This window comes from Acinetobacter sp. ANC_7503, assembly GCF_056780035.1.
The window spans coordinates 1-20956 of record NZ_JBWYJA010000008.1 but is presented as its reverse complement, the minus strand read 5'-3'; the positions used below and the strand labels follow the sequence as shown (position 1 = coordinate 20956).

Genomic DNA, 20956 nt, shown 5'->3' with positions numbered 1-20956 from the left:
GTTTTTTTTGTCAAGATTGATCACGCTAAACCAATTACTGCAACCAATGCTGCTAGCGCACCTACAATCTTTTTACCTTGTGGAACAAATTTCACCATCAATGCCCCTAAACCCAGTCCAAGAGCATAAATCATTGCCATGGCAGTAATCATGCCTAAAATCTGAATGCCAACATTTCCATTCATCGCTAATTCAGCTCCGTGTGCTGAACCATGAAAAACTGATAGAAACACTGCTGCAATTGGGAAAATTCTGTTCGATTTGGTCCATAAACTTACAGCTAAGATGAACAATGAACCTACAATTCCAATTTCTGTAACGCCATTAGGAATAATTCCATGCGCACCTAAACTGAATCCAGCAACAAGCGCTGTAAGCAAGCCCCATGCCCCAATCATCTTCCAAATTTTAGACATGCTCCACATCAATACGCCGAAACTGAGTGCCATCATCAAATGATCCAATCCTGTAAACGGATGAATGAAGCCCGCCCAAAAATTAGCGTCATGGTGATGATGGCCTGGATGTGCCATTACAAGGCTCGGAACACTTGCCAGAATGAATAGACCGAATTTATTGCATTGTTTCATCCTTTAAGCCCTCTTGTTTAAGCTTTGAATAAACCTTGTTTTTCAATAAAACTGATAATCTCGTTTAAACCATCTTCAGTTTTCATGTTTGAAAACAAGAACGGTTTATCTCCTCGCATACGCTTGGCATCTTGGTCCATCACCTGCAAATTCGCTCCAACCATTGGCGCCAAATCTGTTTTATTGATAATCAGTAAGTCCGACTTGGTAATGCCTGGACCGCCTTTACGTGGAATTTTTTCACCACCAGCAACATCAATCACATATAGCGTCAGATCAGACAGTTCAGGGCTAAACGTTGCTGCCAAATTATCACCACCACTTTCAATGATAATTAACTCTAGACCATCAAACTTTTCACATAAGTCATCAATCGCTGCCAAATTGATTGAGGCATCTTCACGAATAGCCGTATGAGGGCAACCGCCAGTTTCCACTCCCACAATACGATCGGGTGACATGGCTTCATGACGAGTTAAGAAGTTGGAATCTTCTTTGGTATAAATATCATTGGTCACCACCGCCATATTGTATTTATTACGCAATGCACGGCATAAATTTAAAGTCAGTGCTGTTTTACCAGATCCGACTGGTCCACCAATTCCGACACGTAAAGGAGAACGTTCTGACATGATTGATTCCTTATGATAATTTTTAAGATCTAAATAAACGCGAATATTGTGTTTCATGGGACATGCTGAGCATGGCATATTGAGGTAAGGCACTGCTGAGTTGATGATCTTCTATACACATTGCATGCGTTATGGCATCTGGGACTAAACCATGTAAATGCCACAAAATTCGTTGACCACTCATCTGACCGAGCGGCACAGTTTTGACTGCGCCAAGTACTTGGTTTTCTAAAACAGTAAATGTATACGCCGTTAAAACATCTTCGATATTCAGATCCAATCGCCCACATAACTGAGCATATACAGGTACAAATCCAAGTTGTTTTTTGACCGTAACGGGCATTTTCAATACATCTTTAATCCATGCGTTCAAGGAAAATGCCAACTGCTGCGATTCAGCCAATAACTCACGACTTTCACGACTGGCTCGATACAACTGCGCCCAATGATTAAACTGCTGTTCAGCATCATGGGCCTGCATCAAACGCTTCAATACAGGTAGCTCAAAACGAACCAAAAGCATTTCCAGAACTTCTTCGAAGTACGCAATACTGGATTGCTCATCATGGATCAAACCTTGATCGATCGCACTTTCAACACCTTGCGAATAGCAATAAGCGCCTACAGGCAAAGCTGTAGAGGACAAAGTTAACAGTTTGAGTAAGTGAGCTGCATTAGTGATGCGCATGAGCATGAATCGCTTTGATTGGGCTGAGACGATGATCATGTCCATGCTGAGCATAAGCACCACTTTCTGGCTCAAATGGATGATCCACTTCCGTCACCATTAAACCCAATCCTTCGACCATTTCTGCTAAGACATGATCAGGTTCAAAATATAATGCATGAGGAGTGAGCATAAGAGGGACATGACGATTCCCTAAATGATAGGCTGCTTTCAAAAGCTCAAATTCAGATGAAGCTTGGACACACATTAGGCGTTCAGGCAATGCATCCACCCGCAGTAAGTCACCTGATTCAGTTGCTATAAATGATCCTCCGCGAAGAATACCTGTACGCGGTAAATCTGCACCAATATCGCCCCCTGAAGCTAAAGTTGCACGAAAACGGCTCTTTTGTCGTGTATCAAAGTTGAGTTGCACAGTTTCGAAAGCTTGATCTTCTGTCACTGCTTCTATTCTTTGAGTATAGATTTTCATGCCTTTCCTATTGTCGCTTGAATACTTTGCTTTAATTTCAACTCGCGAAATGTCTTGTCAACATCAATCCATTTACGCATCAAAATTAAGCATTATTCATGCCAACATGAAATCTATTGGTGCATCCCCTTCTTTCTTATTAAATAATATTTGATGATCTCTAAAAATATTTAAGCCCAGATCACCAAGATTGCTGCAATTACAACTAAGGCTAATCCCCAATGTTCGGCTTTCGCTAACTTTTCTTTAAAGAAGTAAGCGGAGATCAACAAACTAAACAAAATCTCAATCTGACCGAGTGTTTTCACCACTGGTACACTCATCATGCTCATGGCGGTAAACCATCCCAGTGATGCCATAAAACTACATACACTGACTTTAAAGGTCAGTCCTAGACGTTGCCACATCGCCAGCAGCGTTTGACGACTGAATAAGCTCAGATACAAAAGCATACTCAAGCATTGAAAGCCAATCACCGACAGTAATACCCATGCAGCGCGATGAATTGTTGGCAACATTGTTAGTTCAAGACTGGCCTCTCTAACCAATAGTGAAGTGATAGCAAAACACAAACCACTCCCGATGCCAATCATCAGTGTTTTGGGTGAAAATCCAGTAAAACCATGTCCCCGACTCAACAGAAACACAGCAAAACCACCCAGTAACACCCCAAACCATGCCAACCATGACAAATGATCAGAGAGAAAAGCAACGCCAATGATTGCAGCTAAGATCGCTTCACTTTTAGCCAGTCCCACGCCAATGGCATAGTTTTTTTGTTTAAATAACTGCACCATCAATGCAGTGGCTAAAATTTGGCTAATGCCTGCGATAAAAATATAAACCCAATATTTTGTCGTAAATTGAACAGTCGCTGTTACAGGTGAGAAGTGATAAAGGCTACTCAAATAAATCAATGCAAAAGGCAAGGCGAAGATAAAGCGTGCAAGGGTCACGCCCCATACATCGACAGTGGTACTCAGTTGTTTTTGAAAAGCATTGCGCCATGCCTGCATAAAAGCAGCCATGAGGGTAAATAGGATCCAACTGAACGCCATAAAAATATCACTTTAATGAGTAGGACTGACGGGTTTTATTCTATGCCTCATCCTGCGTGATGACTAATCAAAAAAGGATTGTATGTAGATAGCATAAAGTTTGATTTTATTCGTTAGATAAAAAGATGATATTTTTTGAGCTAACATTCCTCGTGTAACTGTCACCTAAATCAGTTGAAGTAACATGGTATCTAAATTGCATAAGATTGAGATCACTGATAAATTTTTCACATGAATATTTTTATATGTTAAAAGTATGTAATTAGACCCTAAGTCTAATTGCAAGATGCTGCCCCTTAATGCAGTATTTACTTATAAAAAAAATGATTTATCAGTGACGATATTTCACCCTATACCCGATAGCCGGAAGCCATCTCAGGTAAGGACCTACAATGACCAGCTTACACTATTATCAAACTATTTTTGATAAAGCGGGCGATGCAATTTTTGTACATGATATTGGCAGTGTCCAATTTATGGATGCCAATGAAGCCGCTGTAGAACTTACTGGATATAGTAAATCTGAATTGACACAAATGAACGTTGAAAAGATCAGTGCTTTTCAACATGGTTTTGATTTGCATCATGCACTCCGAAAAGTTCAACAGGCCGCCACTACAAAAGACGAAGCAATCACATTTGAATGGTTAATAGAGTCTCAAGACCAACGTCATATCCCAGTTGAAGTATGTCTTAAAAAAGTTGAGATTGAAAATAAACCAAAGCTTCTCGCTCTAGTACGTAACATCAGCGAAATCAAAAAGTATCAATATGCTCTACAGTCTAAAGATCAATATTTCAAAATGCTGCTTGAGCATTCTGGAGATGGAATTGCTATTCTCGACTTACAAGGCAAACTACTTTATGCCAGCCCATCATTACAAGGTATTCTTGGTTATCGGGATCGCTTTGTACTCAATAAGAATGTGTTAACTGCAATTCATCCTGATGATCGTATTAAAGTCAGACAGCTTCTATTTAAGAAAACAGAACAACGTGCAGTTGGTGTGATTCATTACAAAATCTTGCACCACAATGGAAAATGGCGACACCACGAGGCAACCTATCGTAACTTATTAGATCACCCTGATATTCAGGGAGTATTGGTGAATTATCGTGATATCACTGAGCGTATTGAGGCTGAAGAAAAAGCACGTGCTCGTGAAAAGCAACTTGGTCATATGTCACGTTGCAAAACGATGGGCGAACTGGCTACAGCGCTCGCCCACGAATTAAATCAACCACTGGCTGCACTCAACAATTACGTTGGAGGTAGTATTATTCGCATTCAAAACGGTTTAGCCAACACACAAGAGACTCTTGATGCCCTCAATGCTGCTTTAAATCAAACACATCGCGTCAATGGCATTATTCACAGCATGAGAAGCTTTTTACGTAAAGGCGAAGCGAATTTCCAGATTCATTCTGTGAGTCATCTTATTCAAGAGTTACATCCTTTGATTAAGCTTAAAGCAGATCAAGGTGGATGTACCATCCATTATGAATTAAGTGTTTCGCCTATTTTTATATCAGCAGATGAAACGCTCTTTAGCCAAGTCATTATCAATCTCGTCTTCAATGCGGTCGATGCTCTACAAACTAACCCTGAGGGTGAAAGGGACATTTATATCCGCACTTGGCAACATAACCAACATGCTCGAATTGCAATTGCAGATAATGGGCCTGGACTCGAAGGGCAAAATCCAGAACAAATTTTTGAATCCTTCTATTCAAGTAAAAACAACAGCATGGGTATTGGCTTAACTCTGTCTCGAAGCATCATTGAAAACCATCATGGTTATTTATGGGTCTGTGAAGGTGAGTCCGGCGCTATTTTTAATATCTCTCTGGCAGCACAGGAGCGTACAAAATGTATTTAACCAATTCTCATGTTCCCGAGCCCATTGTGTATGTGATAGATGATGATCAAGACATTTGTAATTCACTCACATGGTTGCTCGATTCCGTGCAACTCGAAACCAAAACATTCAATAGTGCTACTGAATTCCTGAATTATCAGCGCCCGCAAACGCCTGCATGTTTGATTCTTGACATTCGTATGCGAGGAATGAGTGGCTTGCAATTACAACAACAATTGAACCAACAAAAAACCCGTATGCCGATCATTTTCATGACTGGCCACGGCGACATTCCAATGTCGGTCAACGCGATGAAAGCTGGAGCCTTTGATTTTTTAGAAAAACCTTTTAATCCACAACATATGCTTAATCAAATCCAAGCCTGTCTACAACTTGCTGAACAAGATTTTATCGAACAAGAAAAACGTCAAGAACAGATGATTAAATTGAAATCTTTATCACCAAGAGAAAGTGAGATTATCAATTTATTGGTCGATGGACTTTCGAGTAAACATATTGCACAAATGTTGAATATCAGCCATAAAACAGTAGAAATTCACCGCACTCATATTCGTCAGAAGTTAGGAACTGAATCTATCGCACAGATCGTCAATATGGTCTTGATGTGTCGTGATCGCTCAGTACCGGCGATGGGTTAACCATCGCCTGAGCGGGAGAAAGATGATATGTTCGATTAAAAAAAACGATCAAAATGAATTTGTTGTTGTGGAATACCAGCTTGGTGAGCCATTTGTTCAATTGATTTCACCATCGGTGGTGGACCTGCACAATAGATTTCATGCTCAATCAATTGTTCACCTAATACATCTTGAATGACATCATGAATAAAGCCTGAACGGATACCTTCAATGAATTCAGAGGAGGTTGCAGGTACATAATTGAGGCGTTCCCCTAATTCTGTCCAGTCACGTAATTGATTTTCAGTGAACAAATCACGTTGCTCACGACCACCATGGAAAAACCAGACTTTTTGATGTTGCAAATGTGGATTGACTGCAACACCACGTGCAATCGCTAACATGGGGGCAAGACCTGAACCGCCTGCCACACAGACAATCGGACGAGGTTGTTCTTGTAAATGTGCTAAACCGTATGGACCATCAATTTGTATTTCTGCTTGTTCACGCAACTGTTCATCAAACAGTACATTGGTCATCTTACCATCAGGAACACGTCGAATTTGGAAGACCCATAAACCGTCGTCATTCGGCAGATTGGACATCGAATAGGCACGAAGTAACTCTTGATTCACCCAAATTAAAGCGTATTGTCCAGGAATAAATTGTGCTGGCTCATCTGATTGAAAATGTACTTCCAAAATATCATGTGTCACCAAATGAGCATGCTTCAATGTTACTTTTTTTTGTTTTGGAATAATTTTAGGAACACATTGTTCGTCTAAACGAAGCTTAATCACGCAATCCGATTTGGGGCGACACTGACACGCCAGTAACCGACCTTTACGTTTATCACGATCGCTTAATCCAGGTGCATCTGCCCATAAATTTTCTACTTCACCTGACAGGACTTCGATTTTACACGTCCCGCAACCACCCGCATTACATTCGTAAGGAATGCCTAGTCCTTCACGTAAGCCACCGCGTAGCAATACATCATTAGCTGAACAATAAAATTCGGCTTGACCGTCTATTTGGATTTTATACATCGGCATCACTCCACCAAATAAACATTATTGTCACGTACAATCGATTGATAGGTTTTCAGTGGAATCGTACAAGGTGCACCACATGGTTCACCGGTTTTGATATTAAATGCACCCGCATGAAATGGGCACTCCACTTCACAGCCATCAATCTCACCATCTGCCAATGATGCATCACCATGTGTACACGTATCATCGGTGACATAGAACTCGCCATCTTCTAAGTGAAACACTGCCAATGGAGGATAACCGTCAATAATGATTTGTAGTCCCTCACCCTGTTCCACATCAGAGGTTGAACACAAAAATTTCTCAGCAACATTGGTCATTTTAATGTTCATTGAGTTAACTCCTCTATCGGTGAATCTGTGGCTTCAGGACCTAGAATGTGATAACCACCATCGGCATGAATCACACTGCCTGTAAGTAATTTTGCTTTCGGGCTACACAATAAACTTAATACTTGTGCGACTTCCTCTGCATCCGCAATACGTCCTAACACATGGAAACGTCCTGCCACTCGATCAGTTTTGGCGCGGTCTCCGCCGGAAATCATTTGCATTGGGACGGACCAAGTCCAACCTAATGAGAGTGCATGTACACGAATACCATCTTGTGCTAGATCCAGTGCCATGCTTTGTGTGAGTTGCTCTAAAGTTGCTTTAGATGCTGGATAGACCCAGCGTTCTTTTTGTGCAATACGTGCACTGACACTGCTGATATTAATTACGGCACCATCAGTACTTTTTTTCAAAAGTGGTCGACATGCTTGTACTAACGCTGCGTGACCAAATACCGTGACATTGAACGTGTTTTGCCAATCTTGACGTGTAGATTCAGATCCATGATCTTCATACAAACACGCCAAATTCACCAAAATATCTAACTGTGTTAATTTGGCACTTAATGTGCGAATACTGTCATCATTAGCGAGATCTAAAAATTCATATTGCGCTTGGGTTGCATCTGCCACTTGCTGACCTTGCGTTTGATTAATGTCGGCAACAATGACTTGTGCACCTAAGCTTTTTAATTCTTGCACCACGGCTTGACCAATGTGCGTTGCACCACCTGTCACCAGGACCACTTTGCCATTTAAGTCTGTCATGAAACCTCCTTGTACTCAGGCCATTCATTAAATTGTCCCTTGCAAAACAGCAGAGGCCGTTGATTACTGTGGCGACATTGCTCAATTTTACCGAGGAAGATTTGATGATCACCCGCTTCAATTTGTTGAGCTCTTTTGCAAATAAATTGCACGACACATCCTTCTAAAACAGGTGCTTTCGAACCTTGAATTTTCCACGTACCATACTGAAATTTGTCCGCAATCGGCTTAGCGAAGTTTAAGCCTACTTCCTGCTGATGTGCACCTAAAATATTAATGGCGAAGTATTCAGCATTTTCAAAAATAGATCGGCTTGGAGAATGATTGACTAAACTCCATAACACCAATGCAGGATCTAAAGACACTGAACTAAAGGAATTAATCGTCAACCCTACAGGTTGTTGATCTTGGTCTAGGCAAGTGACGATCGCCACTCCTGTCGCAAAGCCACCAAATGCCTGACGGAGCGATTTCGCTTCCGCCAGATCAACATCCTGCCAAAGTAATTCAGGCAGCTGCATGTTGAAACTCCTTTCGTGACAAGTATTCTTTTGCCCCAGCTTCACCATCTACCGCTGGCCAGAAACCACATGGATTGTTGAAATGCCCCATAAAATCATCTGCAATCGCTTGGTTTTGCGATGCTGCGCCTAACACTTGCAATAAGCTTTCACTTGGTGGGTTTAACAGCAAGTTGGTAAATTCTGTGGTATAACGACCTGACTTTTCCCAGAATTGCTCGAATACTTCTGTCATCCAATCTGCACTAAAGTCTTCATCACCTCGTGCTAAAATCGCAGCTAAATAATGCTCCACCATACGAGTTGCATTGTTTGCGCCTTGTCCTGCGATTGGATCATTTACAATGACAGTGTCTCCAATCCCCCAAATTTTTGCACCGTTATCTAAGGTTGCAACAGGATCTCGAACTTCAGGGCGGAATGCACCTTTGAGCCATGCATTTGGATCACTTAATTCCATATTATCGACCATACGGAAGCTTTGATCTGGTGTTACTTTGGCAACCGCTTCTTTCATGCGTTGGACCATTTCTTCGCCAGATGTCACATCATCGAAGATATCCATTGGACCATTCGGTACACATTCAAATAAGAAACTACGACATGGACCATGCGTGTGACTATAGAACGGCATACTGAAGTATTCACCTGCACCTGCAACAAAATTAAAATGCAAAGTCTGAGATGGTTGACCTTGCCAACTATTTGGACCACACAAATCATCACCTACGACGAGTGCAGCAGCCAATTTACGTGGCGGCGTTTGATGCACTGAACGTGTTTCATTGCGTTTGAATAAACTCGTGATATTGCCCTTACCTGCCGCCAAAATCGTCAAATCATTTTCAGCAGTGATTACTTCCAAATCTTCTGGACTGACATTTTGAATGATGAGCTTGCCACCACGGCGCGGATATTCCTCTAACCAACGGTGATATTTGGTTCGTTGGTCCATGGCAATACCGTCATTATCATGTAAAAAACCAGTCACAGGTAACATGATATCGCCGTTTGGTGCACGAAAATCGACATGCAATGCTTGACCACGATGCGCTTTCCCATCCCAGAAATTCAAACCAAGTTTGCGTTCAAACTCTAATGTATTGGCGAAGAACATCGTGGTACTGACCATACGACCGTGTAACAATTCATCCGCAGGGCGATCTACATATAAAGTGACATCATATTTATTTTCGAGTAGCGAGAACGCGAGTAATAAGCCTGCTTGTCCACCACCGATAATTGCGATTTTTCTCATCTTGAATTCCCCTTAGGCCGTACTGATACAGTGCCTATATTGCTGTGTTCGGATAAGGTTGATTGAAGGTCAGATTCAGTTCGACACGATCAAATTTCCATTCACCCCATTGATTCCGACGTACTTCCGTTTTATAAAAACCACCTAAACAACAGGTTGTTGGTTGGTTTTGTTGTGTTGATGAATCTGCCAGATTACAGACTTCCCAAAGCATCCATGACGCGTTTGCATGATTTTGATCAATGACTTCAATATCTGGCATCGCCATGATATGTAAGCTCCAAAGCACTTGTGCTTCTGCAATCTCTGACAATGCATTCAAGATATTTTGGCGTCCTTGATATTCTCCAAAACCATTTGCACACCATATGGCATCCTCATGAAATACATGCTGTAAAATGGCTGAATTGTTGCGCTGATCAGCCGCTGTTGCATAACGACCGATCAGGCTACGAATCGCCTCGCAGGTCTCCAGATAGTGCAAACGCTGTTCTAGATTGTGCTGGCTCATCTTCGAGATCCTTTTAAACGTTAACTACATCACCAGTTTCATAAACGAAACGCTTTTCTTCAAAGGCGTATGGCACACCTACTGAACCTTTATAAAGTTCAATATGTGGAGCAACTTCGGCAAAACTCAGGCTTAACCAGTACAACTTGTGCAGCTCTTCAGGCAAGGTACCTAAAGCGTATTGGTCAAGTGCTGCAAGGAGCTTGCGCATTTCAGGCAAAATAGCATCGTAAAAAGCTTGCAGTTCGGCTGTAGTCGAATTTAAGCGTGCTGCATGACGTTGTTTCGATGTCCCTAGAGCCCATTTCGCGACAAAAGGTTCTAAGCTTGCAAAGTCAGCAGGCAATTGTGAAATGATGTTTGACATGTGCATTCTCCTTATGCGCGATTTAGGTATTGTTCAAGAACGTGGTAACCGTGACGAATCAAGATTTCTTCGTCTTGTAGATGCATCACTTTTTTCGCTCGAGACTCAAGTGCTTCTTGGGTATCTTCCATGGTGGCGGTATCTTCTAACCACGCATTACGTTGTAATACTTGTGCAAACTCTTGCGCCCAACGCTCTGAATAGGTTTTCGCTTTAGGCAGGTAATAGCGACCCTCCCAACGGGTTTGGTTATGACCGACCGGCCAGAACTGATGGGTGAACCATACACCTTCAGTCACATGCACCAAGATATTTGGGAAAATGACAGATAATTCAAACGAGAAGTCATCACGATCATTTGGATTGACTGATTTAGGTAGCTGAACACGTTCATAGTGATTCACCAATGATGCGCCAGTGATCTCACCTGACAATGCAGCCGCTGGTTTTGGATTGGCGTTTTTGGTTAAGCACACAGCGCAAGTACGATGATCACCAAACAATTGCACTTCTTGTAAACCTGATGCGAATACATTCGGGAAAGAGCCTGCATGAATGGTCGCCACGTGATACGCTTCAGCAAATGCGTCATGTGCGACTTTCCAGTTACAGTTCAGAACTGTGTTATAGGCAAAGCATTCTTCCATTTCATGGAATGGATAACCGCCTAAATGCTGTCCCATACCGCCTAAGAATTCTTCTACCGATTGAGTGCCGTCATTATCCAAATTGATGAAAATAAAACCTTCCCACACTTCGGTGCGTATTGGTGCTAAACCGTTATGACCTTTGTCAAAGCAAGATGTGAATTTTTCTTCTTCAGGTACGCTGACCAAATCACCTTTAGCATCGTAAACCCAACCGTGGAAACGACACGTTACGACTGCTGCTTTATTAGAACCAAAGGTTTCATTGCCTGTTTCCACCACAACTTTGTTACCACGGTGTGAACAAATATTGTGGAATCCACGGATTTCACCATCTTTACCATGCATTAAAATGACTGAGGTTTTAGCAAAATCTAAGCGTTTAACTTTGTAGTCACCTTGCTTTGGTATCTCTTCTACACGCCCCACTTTCAGCCAAACTTTTGAGAAAACTTTTTCAATTTCTTCCTGATAGATTTCTGGCGAAATACATGGTTCGGTTGGTATAGGCTCAATACCAAGTTCTGGATAGATATCGCCCCAACGAAGTTTTGCATTACTGTTCATATGACATTCCTGTTCAAGTTTTCGTTTCTAAGTTTTAAGTTCAGTAAATTTCATGCTTATTTACGAACAGCGTTTGAAACACGCCAATCAAACGCCGATCACGTGATGAATTAAAGTTGGTAATGTTCGCGAACTAAGTTTGCGATCCCCAGTTTTTCTAAAATTGGCATTGGGCATAAGAAGGTTGCACGTACCATTCCTGGTAAACGGCTAATTTCGATTGAGCCTGTGATGGTGCAACGGTTCATGACCTCATCCACACTTAAACCTGTGACTTTTGCCGCTCGATTTAAAGCATTGTCCGTTGCATCATTGAGGTTCTTACCTGTTCCCATAAATGTGATTGGACCACTTTCCTCAATTTCAGTTTGTCCCCAACGTGCACCTAAAGCTTTCACTTTTTCACGCTCTTCCTTGGTAAATGGACGTGCCATTGGTGGTAAGTCATCTGGTGCTTGAAGCAAAATTGGACCATCAATGGTTAAGCCTTTAATCACTTCCACTTGTAATTCTGTTTCGCCTGAAACGTCCGTGGCATGTCCTGCAATTTCACCATTACCTTGTTGCGCATGCATATCCCCCATGTAAACACCTGCACCTGGTACTTTCACAGGACAAATCAAAATACAGCCTGGACGAATCGAATTGGTATCCATGTGACCGTCTGTTTTGGCTGCGATAAGTTCTTCTTCAGTCATCCCGAATTTATGCGGTGCATCAATCAAATACTGACCAAAGTCGTGGCAGTTGTGAGAGTCTGGTAAGTCACGTGAAGGTGTCGTACCAATATTTCCGAGGAATGGACGCATATGCGCAGCAACCCCTGGCATATCAGCACGTGCAAGCGACAAGATTGAATGTTGCGCTGCATGTTCAGGCAGTGCAGAAAGCTCATTGGCATTGCCTGCTAACTTGTTGGCAATCTCTTGATTGACCGTCAAGCTCACTTTGTTTTCTTCATCCAACACAATCACATAACCATGTGAAAAGCGAAAAGCACTGACTTCTGCCCCACAGTTTTTACAGTGAATCGCATCTTCACCAATTCCTTCTACATAACTTGCTGGTTGCTCTGTACCACATGCTTCACAGTATTTCGCAACAAACGGATCGCCTTTATAACGCCCTTCAACAAATTGCATCACACCCGATGAGGTTGCTGTAGAAGTGACATGCATATCCTTAATCTTTAAAGCGACAGCATCACCTACCTCTGCACCTTCAATAAAGACAGGGAGTGTCACTTCATGACCACCTTGGAATGCAGGTGTAATCATTGGACCCCAACAGCCAGGCGGTGTGCCTGTTTTTAACGTTCCACCATTTTTTAAAGGTCCCAGCATACGTTGGCTTGGTCCCACAATACCGCCTGAAAACTCATTCACCACTAAATAATCGACAGCTCCAGCACTGCCTGCTGCATATTCTTGATTCTCAATTTTCATGGCCTTACCTCTATATGCTTGCTCTAATGTTTGGGTAACAATGTTTTAAAATGGAATGGTGATATCAATTGCGAACTTCTGACCTTCTGGTCGGTTTTCAACATCAAATTCTTTTTGATATTTCGCTGCGATTGCATATCCTTTAGGGAATTGATAGCGAACCTGTGGTCCTACGCTGGCTGCTTTAGCTTTAAAATCACCTAAAACGGCACCTTCACCTGAGTCACCTTCAAGCTGACGATGTACGTAACCACCAACACCAACCGCCAAAGGTCCCATGTGTTTCGCGACTAAGTAATCGACATGCAAAGCATTACCCGACTCGTATTTGGTATCTTTATTCTCGAAATTGATGTCATACATCCACTTGGTACTGACTTCGATACCTTGTTTATTTAAGTATGTGGTCGAGATAATCGGTTGAATGGTGTAATAATTACGCCCAATATTTGCGAGTCTATTTTTGTTGTAAGAGCCAATTGGAATATAAAAGTCGACACCTGTCGCCACATGCCAATCCCCTTTATGCCAACCCAATAAGAATGGATCGATAATGAGATCACCCATTGACATGTGATCATCTTGACGACCACCTAATGTAAGATCTGCATGGGCATATACAAGGAATGCATGCATGCCCCATGTCGCGCCTAAAAATGTTTTGTCACTGACATAGACACCACGAGCAACTGTGGCAAAAGTATCAATTTTAAAATCATCAAATACTGGATAATCATTTTTAAATTTATCTGCGTTGTAGTATTGGTTATAACTGACGAGATACATCCCAGGTGGCGGCATTGCGCCACCAAAAAAACTCTCTGTCCCATCTGGATAAGCACTTCCGCCATTTTCAGCGGCAAGCGCTAAACTTGCGCTACTGAAAAGACATGTGGTCAATGCCACAGAAGTTAGATATTTCCTTACCATTTACCGCATCCCCCTCGTTGCTAAATTCCTTGCTGGCGATGTTCTAAATCGTCTAGCGCATGTCTTAATCTAGTCTTGAAAGGAGGCAGGGAAATATAAGGATGAATCTATGTTGAATTAAGGGATTATCTTGTAGAAATATTGATTTATTCTCACAGGTATAGAGGTTTTAGAGAAATAAAATAGGTTTTCTTCACTATAGTGATAGGTAAAATCCCCTATAAATGTGAATGATTTTTTATTTAAATTACATGTTTTGAAACATTTGAAAGTTAGCGTTGTCATATCGCTGTTGTACTTTGTAGAACACAGAGCAGCTAGATGTGCACAATCATGAATATTAAAAGCAACTCCATCATCGGCGTGGGCATCATGTTGATTGATCAACGTCAAAAAGTTCTATTGGGTTATAGAAACAAAAATGATGAACCTGCCTCATGGTGTTTCCCGGGTGGAAAAATGGATGCCCATGAATCAATTGAAGATGCTGCAGTACGCGAATTGTTAGAGGAAACTGCTTTAGATCTGAGTCAATATATTGAGTCTATTCAACCCTTAAATACGATCATTGATCAAAATGCTGAGGCGGTGAAGATTACGTTCGGAACGATTTATCAACTTTTAGATGAACGTTTAAAAACTCAAATTTGCGTGACAGAACCTGAGATTTTTGAGCGTTGGGAATGGTTTAGCATTGATGAGCTTCCACAACCACTTTTTTCTGAAACTGAAGTCATGATTAGACATTGGCTCAAACAATTTCAAGATAAAAAATGGTCTGTATATTCCTTGTCTAAGAAAGATTAGTTTTAATAAATTAATTTCAAAATTATTTTATAAAGGTATCTTTATTTATTTCATATAAAATATGATTTTCAAGAATATGCCCTGTAGGTAATTCTGGATGCTTGAATTGCTTAACTTCGGTCATACCTAGCCTTTTCATAACTGCTTCTGAAGGCTTATTTGTCAAAGCTGTAAATGCAACTACTTTATTTAAATTAAGCTCTTCAAAAGCATATATCAATGCAGCTCTTGCACCTTCTGTTGCGTACCCCATTCCCCAATATCTTTTTAATAACCGCCATCCAATTTCAACACATGGAGAAAATTCGAATAACACTGGTTGATTGTGCAATCCAATAAAACCAATAAACTCACTAGTATCTTTCAACTCTACAGCCCAAAAGCCCCACCCGTTTCGTTCAATTAACTCATAAATTTTTTCCGCCATCTCAATACTCTGTTGTGGGGTCAAAACTTCATGAAAATATTTCATAACATCTGGATCTAAACCCATTTTTATAAAAGATGAGTAATCTGCTTCCTTCCATTGTCTTAATATTAGTCTCTCAGTTTCAATCATTAGAGTACCTCTATGAATCTATTAAATTTAATATTTTTTGTGCTTGGAAAACTTCTAATATCGATTAAATTTAAAATTTATATATTTTAATTCAGTGTTTAATTTCTTTTAGCAAACGCGTTTATTCCGCTGAAATTTTTATGTATTTAAAATAAATCGATGAATTCTATCTAATGATAAAGTCTTATTAATTACATAAGACTTTATCACCTATCACAGTAATTATCTTTTCTAGAGACAACTTTAAAACAAGAAATACCGCTGTGCCATCGGCAATACTTCCGCAGGCTCACAGGTTAGCAATTTCCCATCGGCTCGCACTTCATAAATTTCAGGATCAACCTCCATCACAGGACAGTAGGTATTCAGTTTCATATCTTTCTTCTGAATATCGCGTGTACCTTTACATGGACTGATCAACTTTTTCAGACCCAATTTTTCATGCACGCCTGCTTCAATCGCGACTTGTGACAAGAACGTAATACAGGTGTTATGCACACCGCGCGCATTTGTCCCAAACATCGGACGATAATGCACAGGCTGTGGTGTTGGAATCGAAGCGTTAATATCTCCCATCGGCGCAGCTGCAATCATGCCACCTTTAATAATCATCGACGGTTTTACCCCAAAAAATGCAGGCTTCCACAGTACCAAGTCAGCAAGTTTACCTACTTCCACCGAACCAATTTCATGGCTTAAACCATGCGTAATTGCAGGGTTAATTGTATATTTAGCGATATAACGTTTTACACGATTATTATCATGTGTCGCATTGTCACCCTCTAAAGGTCCACGCTGCACTTTCATTTTATGCGCGGTTTGCCACGTACGAATCACCACTTCACCGACACGCCCCATCGCTTGCGAGTCTGATGACATCATGGCAATGGCACCTAAGTCCTGCAAAATATCTTCTGCAGCAATGGTTTCACGGCGAATACGACTTTCCGCAAAAGCCACATCTTCAGAAATCGCAGGGTCTAAATGGTGACAAACCATCAGCATATCCAAATGCTCATCAATGGTATTGATGGTATAAGGACGAGTTGGATTGGTGGAAGATGGCAACACATTCGGCTGACCAATGGCTTTTAAAATATCAGGGGCATGTCCACCGCCTGCTCCTTCGGTATGGTAGGTGTGAATGGTACGATTTTTAAATGCAGCGAGGGTTTCTTCCAAGAAACCACTTTCATTTAAGGTATCGGTATGAATCGCCACTTGGACATCAAACTCATCGGCAACGGTCAGACACGTATCAATCGCTGCAGGGGTTGAACCCCAATCTTCATGTAGCTTTAAACCTACTACCCCTGCACGAATTTGCTCACGAATTGGGTCGGGCTGACTTAGGTTTCCCTTACCGAGTAGACCAATATTCATCGGTAAATCATCTATGGCTTGAAGTATTGTCCCAATATGCCAAGGCCCCGGTGTCACTGTTGTTGCAGAAGTCCCTGCCGCAGGGCCTGTACCACCACCAATCATGGTGGTCACACCGGACATCAGTGCGGTTTCAACTTGCTGCGGGCAAATCCAATGAATATGCGTATCGACACCGCCTGCGGTGAGAATCTGTCCTTCACCAGCGATCACTTCCGTCGCTGCACCAAGTGGAATGGTGATATCGGGCTGAATATCTGGATTTCCCGCTTTCCCAATTTTCCAAATGCGACCGCTCTTTAAACCGACATCAGCTTTGACAATACCCCACCAATCCACAATCAGCGCATTGGTAATGACCGTATCCGCAACATCTTCAGCCAACAGTTGTGATTGTCCCATGCCATCACGAATCACTTTACCACCGCCAAACTTCACTTCCTCACCATAGGTAGTGAGGTCTTGCTCAATTTCAATAAACAGCTCAGTATCCGCGAGACGAACTCGATCACCTACCGTTGGACCAAACATTTCCGCATAAGCACGGCGTGACATTTTCATTATTATTTTCCCTTAATCCAACTTACCCATAACACGACCCGCAAAGCCATACACCTCACGCTTACCTGCGAGTGCAACAAGTTCAATATCTCGACTCTGTCCTGGCTCAAAACGCACCGCTGTACCTGCAGCAATATTCAGTCGATATCCTCGTGCCAACTCACGATCAAACTGCAACGCATCATTCGCTTCAGCAAAGTGATAATGTGACCCAACCTGAATCGGTCGATCCCCTGCATTTGCTACCGTCATTTTGAGCGTTGCCCGTCCGACATTCATTTCAATGTCTGTATCGGACGTAATGATTTCACCTGGAATCATATTTAATTTTTCCTCTCAGACATCACACAATCGGTTGATGTACAGTGACCAGTTTTGAACCATCAGGAAATGTCGCTTCCACTTGGACCTCTGCGATCATTTCAGCCACGCCTTCCATTACTTCATCCCGTTTTAGCAATGTTGTTCCAAAATGCATGAGGTCACTCACACTCATTCCATCACGTGCACCTTCTAATAGTGCGGCAGAAATATAAGCCACTGCTTCTGGATAATTCAGCTTTAAACCACGGGCCTTCCGTCTTTCCGCTACAAGCCCCGCAGTAAAAATCAGCATTTTGTCTTTTTCTGTAGGTGTTAGTTCCATAATGCTTTCCTCACTATCTTTAAATATTGATGCAAGATGTGTGCTCAAATATTTGTGTTAAAACAACTTAACTATGTTGCTATGACAAGAATAAATTTATGTGCGCCAAATTCTTGGGAACTCTTCATCAAGATCAAACCAATAACGACGAAGCTTTGCACGAATTGCAGCAAATGCATCATGACACTCACGTACATCATTTCCGAGATAACGTGCTGTCACGACGTAATCGAGTAACGTCAATGTGACGTTAATATTCATACGCATGATTAATTCACGAATTTGATCAATATGTTGATCAAGATAGAAATTTGACCGGTATTGTTCTGGAGGCACTGCCCAAAAACTGGCCATCACTGCATGAGCGTTCATCCCTAAACAAGACTTTAACCAACGATCATTGCCTTTAAAATTTAAACAGTCTGCAACCAATATTTTCTGATTTTGATAAAGCTGAAATTTATTTTGGTAAGCACCCTGTGAGAAAGTTTCATGTCGTGCTTGCCGTCCAATCACCAACATATCCCAACCGATAAAACTGGCAGCAGCGTCCAAATGTACGATTGTTTCTGAATTTGCATTCGCACCATTAAAGAGCATCGTCTCTTGAGGAAGCCATTCGAAAATCGCCTCATCTTGGACATGAATATGAATATGTTGAAATGCTTGTTTAAGATTGGTTTTGTACCACTTCCCTGCGCCAGGTGTGGTAACCAAAGCATGCGAATCCTGATCTATTTTTATTTCAAAGGTAAGATGATCTCCACCAGCAATTCCAGCAGGTGGATGAACAATAATGGCGTGACATACTCCTGTTTTTTCAGGCCAGAGCATCTTTTGCACGCGAACAGGTCCAAAGTGCTTACGATGCGCCAAAATTGTGCGATTTGAATCTTTGGTAAAACCTAACTCTAATTTAGCAAACCAATACTGTGCATTTTTGACTGGCTCATTGAACAATACTTGATTCATTCACGGTCATCTTCGTATTCATATCATTTTCAGTAAATGTTCTGCAAAAATTGCACCAAGTTTGCTCAAGCTAATTTTGGTTAAAGGTTCTTAGGCACTTAATGTTGATATTGATGAGTAATTCATGTGAAAAATCTAAGAACGTTTTTCTAAAGAATCCGATTGTTGCCTTCGCCGAAAAAAAACAGTTCGTGCTAATATAGTGAATTACCTTAAATTGTTATCAAGTTTGAATATGAGTAAACAGAAAAACTACCAACCGGGAGAGTTCCAGTGGTCTTTCTTAATGCCAAAATATTGGGGCATTTGGATTGGTATTATATTTCTGATGCTCCTTGCGATATTACCTTGGGCAATTCAGCATCGTTTAGCGTATCTGATGGGAAATGTAGCTTTCAAATACTTGCGTTCACGTCGTGAAACAACTTTAAGAAATTTAGAAGTCTGCTTTCCTGAATGGATGCCCGAACTCCGTTATGAAAACGCTCGCCAAGTCTTTATTGATCAAATGGTCGGTGTTTTTGAAACACTGAATGCTTGGTATTGTCCCAAATGGTTTAAAGATCGTGTAACGATTGAAGGTTTAGAACATATTCAACAAGCGCAAGCTGAAGGGCGTGGGGCTTTACTACTCGGTACACACTCTACCCTACTCGATGCAGGTGGATATGTCTGTGCCCAGTATTTTGATCCAGATGTCGTATATCGTCCGCAAAATAATCCATTGTTAGATATGCTGATTTACCGTTGTCGTGCCACGATTTATACCCATCAAATCGACCATGATGATATGCGTGGATTAATCCGTCATTTAAAAGAAGGACGACCTATTTGGTATAGTCCCGACCAAGATTTTGGTCTTAAACAAGGTGTTATGGCGCCCTTTTTTGGTGTACCCGCAGCCACTGTAACTGCACATCGCCGTATATTAAAAATAACCAAAGCTGCCGCGATTCCACTTTACTTCTACCGTAAAGGTGATATTACAAATCCGAAATATCATATTTTGATTGAACCTGCGTTAGACAATATGCCAAGTGAAGATGAAATTGCAGACGCGACACGAACAAATTTGATTATTGAAAATCAACTTCGTTTAGCACCAACCCAATATATGTGGTTCCACCGTAGATTTAAAACACGTCCGGAAGGTTTTGAAAAAATTTATTAAAAAAAGCGGCTGAGCCGCTTTTTTATTGTGTTTCTAATACATCTGAATTTTTATCAGTATCAGGCTTTTTCGCCTCTACCATCTTATAGCGGTTGATACGACCTAACTCATCTTTTAAAGTCATATGCTGCATGTCCAAGACATTTAATATCAGCTTTTCTGAAGTTTTATTTTGATTCTGATCTGTCCAATTTACATTGAACTCCGTACCTAAACGAGTCCATTGATTTGCATGAATTTCCCCGACAGCAACAGGGGTTATAAATTTTGGTACTTTTCCGTTGAGATCAATTTGAATCTCTTTTAAATCCACCCTTGGACATTGCTCAGCAAAACATTGATAGGCTGCTGGTTCAGGCGTTACTTTTTGAGCAAAAGACTGTGCTTTAGCTTCTTTAGCTTCTTTAGCTTCTTTAGCTTCTTTAGCTTCTTTAGCTTCTTTAGCTTCTTTAGCTTCTTTAGCTTCTTTAGCTTCTTTAGCTTCTTTAGCTTCTTTAGCTTCTTTAGCTTCTTTAGCTTC

General features: G+C 41.3%; 25 protein-coding genes. 4 read left to right on the top strand and 21 right to left on the bottom strand.

What is annotated here, in order from left to right; translation table 11 throughout:
- Positions 1–20: 20 nt before the first annotated feature.
- The 5 genes from AC1M9M_RS09675 to AC1M9M_RS09655 form a co-directional block, all read right to left on the bottom strand.
- A complete protein-coding gene (locus AC1M9M_RS09675; RefSeq protein WP_481587606.1) occupies positions 21–590 on the bottom strand; it encodes a HupE/UreJ family protein in 570 nt (189 codons plus the stop codon).
- A 17-nt stretch (positions 591–607) separates the two neighbouring features.
- Positions 608–1222: an urease accessory protein UreG gene (ureG, locus tag AC1M9M_RS09670; protein ID WP_035266791.1), complete on the bottom strand. Its 615-nt coding sequence runs from the start codon at positions 1220–1222 to the stop codon at positions 608–610.
- Between the two features lie 22 nt (positions 1223–1244).
- Positions 1245–1910 carry an urease accessory protein UreF gene (locus AC1M9M_RS09665; protein ID WP_481596229.1) on the bottom strand — a complete coding sequence of 222 codons (666 nt, stop codon included), beginning with the start codon at positions 1908–1910 and terminating at the stop codon, positions 1245–1247.
- The gene (gene ureE, locus AC1M9M_RS09660) at positions 1897–2382 is read right to left on the bottom strand and encodes an urease accessory protein UreE (protein WP_481596228.1); all 486 of its coding nucleotides are present in this window, start codon (positions 2380–2382) and stop codon (positions 1897–1899) included. Before ureE ends, AC1M9M_RS09665 begins: the two co-directional genes overlap by 14 nt.
- Positions 2383–2552: 170 nt before the next feature.
- The gene (locus AC1M9M_RS09655; protein WP_481593285.1) at positions 2553–3440 is read right to left on the bottom strand and encodes a DMT family transporter; all 888 of its coding nucleotides are present in this window, start codon (positions 3438–3440) and stop codon (positions 2553–2555) included.
- Positions 3441–3832: 392 nt separating this feature from the next.
- Between AC1M9M_RS09655 and AC1M9M_RS09650 the strand changes: the two genes are divergently transcribed.
- Together AC1M9M_RS09650 and AC1M9M_RS09645 are read left to right on the top strand one after the other, a co-directional pair.
- Positions 3833–5320: a PAS domain S-box protein gene (locus AC1M9M_RS09650; RefSeq protein ID WP_481596227.1), complete on the top strand. Its 1488-nt coding sequence runs from the start codon at positions 3833–3835 to the stop codon at positions 5318–5320.
- Positions 5311–5958, top strand: coding sequence for a response regulator transcription factor (locus AC1M9M_RS09645; RefSeq protein ID WP_180028356.1), 648 nt, complete (start codon positions 5311–5313; stop codon positions 5956–5958). The genes AC1M9M_RS09650 and AC1M9M_RS09645 overlap by 10 nt, the downstream gene beginning before the upstream one ends.
- 35 nt (positions 5959–5993) lie before the next feature.
- Here the strand turns inward: AC1M9M_RS09645 and AC1M9M_RS09640 are convergent, their stop codons facing one another.
- The 10 genes from AC1M9M_RS09640 to AC1M9M_RS09595 form a co-directional block, all read right to left on the bottom strand.
- Positions 5994–6986 (bottom strand): 2Fe-2S iron-sulfur cluster-binding protein, encoded by a 993-nt coding sequence (locus AC1M9M_RS09640; RefSeq protein WP_481596226.1) that lies wholly within the window; start codon positions 6984–6986, stop codon positions 5994–5996.
- Between the two features lie 5 nt (positions 6987–6991).
- Positions 6992–7324 carry a non-heme iron oxygenase ferredoxin subunit gene (locus AC1M9M_RS09635; protein ID WP_092766730.1) on the bottom strand — a complete coding sequence of 111 codons (333 nt, stop codon included), beginning with the start codon at positions 7322–7324 and terminating at the stop codon, positions 6992–6994.
- A complete protein-coding gene (locus AC1M9M_RS09630; RefSeq protein WP_481596225.1) occupies positions 7321–8091 on the bottom strand; it encodes an SDR family oxidoreductase in 771 nt (256 codons plus the stop codon). Before AC1M9M_RS09630 ends, AC1M9M_RS09635 begins: the two co-directional genes overlap by 4 nt.
- Positions 8088–8612: a flavin reductase family protein gene (locus tag AC1M9M_RS09625; protein ID WP_092766728.1), complete on the bottom strand. Its 525-nt coding sequence runs from the start codon at positions 8610–8612 to the stop codon at positions 8088–8090. The genes AC1M9M_RS09630 and AC1M9M_RS09625 overlap by 4 nt, the downstream gene beginning before the upstream one ends.
- Positions 8599–9870, bottom strand: coding sequence for a styrene monooxygenase/indole monooxygenase family protein (locus AC1M9M_RS09620; protein ID WP_481588658.1), 1272 nt, complete (start codon positions 9868–9870; stop codon positions 8599–8601). The genes AC1M9M_RS09625 and AC1M9M_RS09620 overlap by 14 nt, the downstream gene beginning before the upstream one ends.
- A 34-nt stretch (positions 9871–9904) precedes the next feature.
- The gene (locus AC1M9M_RS09615) at positions 9905–10381 is read right to left on the bottom strand and encodes a nuclear transport factor 2 family protein (RefSeq protein ID WP_481587616.1); all 477 of its coding nucleotides are present in this window, start codon (positions 10379–10381) and stop codon (positions 9905–9907) included.
- A gap of 13 nt (positions 10382–10394) precedes the next feature.
- The gene (locus AC1M9M_RS09610) at positions 10395–10748 is read right to left on the bottom strand and encodes a hypothetical protein (RefSeq protein ID WP_481596224.1); all 354 of its coding nucleotides are present in this window, start codon (positions 10746–10748) and stop codon (positions 10395–10397) included.
- An 11-nt stretch (positions 10749–10759) separates the two neighbouring features.
- Complete coding sequence (locus AC1M9M_RS09605) at positions 10760–11962, bottom strand: aromatic ring-hydroxylating oxygenase subunit alpha (RefSeq protein ID WP_481596223.1); 1203 nt, start codon at positions 11960–11962, stop codon at positions 10760–10762.
- Between the two features lie 110 nt (positions 11963–12072).
- Positions 12073–13407, bottom strand: coding sequence for an acetamidase/formamidase family protein (locus AC1M9M_RS09600; RefSeq protein WP_225530670.1), 1335 nt, complete (start codon positions 13405–13407; stop codon positions 12073–12075).
- Positions 13408–13452: 45 nt separating this feature from the next.
- Positions 13453–14337: a SphA family protein gene (locus tag AC1M9M_RS09595; protein WP_481596222.1), complete on the bottom strand. Its 885-nt coding sequence runs from the start codon at positions 14335–14337 to the stop codon at positions 13453–13455.
- A 333-nt stretch (positions 14338–14670) separates the two neighbouring features.
- Between AC1M9M_RS09595 and AC1M9M_RS09590 the strand changes: the two genes are divergently transcribed.
- Positions 14671–15144 (top strand): nucleotide triphosphate diphosphatase NUDT15, encoded by a 474-nt coding sequence (locus tag AC1M9M_RS09590; RefSeq protein ID WP_481596221.1) that lies wholly within the window; start codon positions 14671–14673, stop codon positions 15142–15144.
- Positions 15145–15166: 22 nt separating this feature from the next.
- Here AC1M9M_RS09590 and AC1M9M_RS09585 read toward each other — a convergent pair whose 3' ends face one another.
- From AC1M9M_RS09585 to AC1M9M_RS09565, 5 genes are all read right to left on the bottom strand, one after another.
- Positions 15167–15703: a GNAT family N-acetyltransferase gene (locus AC1M9M_RS09585; RefSeq protein WP_481591581.1), complete on the bottom strand. Its 537-nt coding sequence runs from the start codon at positions 15701–15703 to the stop codon at positions 15167–15169.
- A gap of 243 nt (positions 15704–15946) precedes the next feature.
- Positions 15947–17647: an urease subunit alpha gene (gene ureC, locus AC1M9M_RS09580; RefSeq protein ID WP_481596220.1), complete on the bottom strand. Its 1701-nt coding sequence runs from the start codon at positions 17645–17647 to the stop codon at positions 15947–15949.
- Between the two features lie 12 nt (positions 17648–17659).
- Positions 17660–17968 (bottom strand): urease subunit beta, encoded by a 309-nt coding sequence (locus tag AC1M9M_RS09575; protein ID WP_035270651.1) that lies wholly within the window; start codon positions 17966–17968, stop codon positions 17660–17662.
- Positions 17969–17990: 22 nt separating this feature from the next.
- On the bottom strand, positions 17991–18293 hold the full coding sequence (gene ureA / locus AC1M9M_RS09570; RefSeq protein WP_035270654.1) for an urease subunit gamma: 303 nt from the start codon (positions 18291–18293) through the stop codon (positions 17991–17993).
- 96 nt (positions 18294–18389) lie between these two features.
- The gene (locus AC1M9M_RS09565; RefSeq protein WP_481591583.1) at positions 18390–19265 is read right to left on the bottom strand and encodes an urease accessory protein UreD; all 876 of its coding nucleotides are present in this window, start codon (positions 19263–19265) and stop codon (positions 18390–18392) included.
- Between the two features lie 235 nt (positions 19266–19500).
- Between AC1M9M_RS09565 and AC1M9M_RS09560 the strand changes: the two genes are divergently transcribed.
- A complete protein-coding gene (locus tag AC1M9M_RS09560) occupies positions 19501–20436 on the top strand; it encodes an LpxL/LpxP family acyltransferase (RefSeq protein WP_481596219.1) in 936 nt (311 codons plus the stop codon).
- Positions 20437–20458: 22 nt separating this feature from the next.
- Here AC1M9M_RS09560 and AC1M9M_RS09555 read toward each other — a convergent pair.
- The coding region (locus tag AC1M9M_RS09555; RefSeq protein WP_481596218.1) for a hypothetical protein at positions 20459–20956 on the bottom strand (498 nt) is incomplete at its 5' end.